The organism is Streptomyces silvisoli, assembly GCF_029269905.1.
GTDB classification, from domain to species: Bacteria; Actinomycetota; Actinomycetes; order Streptomycetales; family Streptomycetaceae; genus Streptantibioticus_A; species Streptantibioticus_A silvisoli_A.
This window is the reverse complement of sequence record NZ_JARJBC010000078.1, coordinates 1-745: the sequence shown is the minus strand read 5'-3', so window position 1 is coordinate 745 and position 745 is coordinate 1. Positions and strand designations below refer to the sequence as shown.

Annotated in this window: 2 pseudogenes; both read left to right on the top strand. The window is 67.0% G+C overall.

Features of this window, described 5'->3' with window-relative positions:
* Window positions 1-374, top strand: a pseudogene (locus P3G67_RS35790) (integrase); the annotation flags it as partial.
* Between the two features lie 69 nt (window positions 375-443).
* Window positions 444-745: pseudogene (locus P3G67_RS35785) on the top strand (integrase); the annotation flags it as partial.

Genomic DNA, 745 nt, shown 5'->3' with positions numbered 1-745 from the left:
CTCATTTCGTGGGTCTACGGCTGCTGTACTTGATCTTCTCCCAACTCTTGGGCTGGCTGACACTGCTGGGGCGCTCCTCCGCCGCGTACAAGGCCGAGCTCCTCACCCTGCGCCACGAGGTCGCCGTACTGCGCCGACAGGTCAAGCGGCCGCAGATGTCATGGGCCGACCATGCCCTGCTCTCCGCTCTCGCTGTGCGTCTGCCACCCGCCCTGCGGCGGCACCGGTTGGTCACCCCGGACACGCTACTTGCCTGGCACCGGCGCCTGCTGCGCTGGAAGTGGCGCCAGCCACCGGTCAGGCCCGGTCGCCCCCCACTGCCCGACGAGATCGTCGCGCTCATCCTGCGCCTGACCGAGGAGAATTCAACCTGAGGGTACGTCAGGACCCAAGGTGAGCTGCGGCGGCTCGGCCACCGAGTCGCTGCCGCCACCATCCGCCGGGTGCTACGTCGTTCCGGTCTGCCACCCGCACCGCAGCGCGACTCGCAACAGACCTGGCGCACCTTCCTGCGCATGCAGGCCCACACCCTCCTGGCCTGCGACTTCATGCACGTGGACACCCTCTTCCTCAAACGCCTCTACGTCCTCTTCATCATGGAGATCAACACCCGGCGCATCCACGTCCTCGGCATCACCGCCCACCCCACGGGCCAGTGGGTGACCCAGCTCCCCCGGAACCTACTGATGGAGTTGGGAGACCGGGCCGACAACTTCCGGTTCCTGATCCGTGATCGCGATGCCAA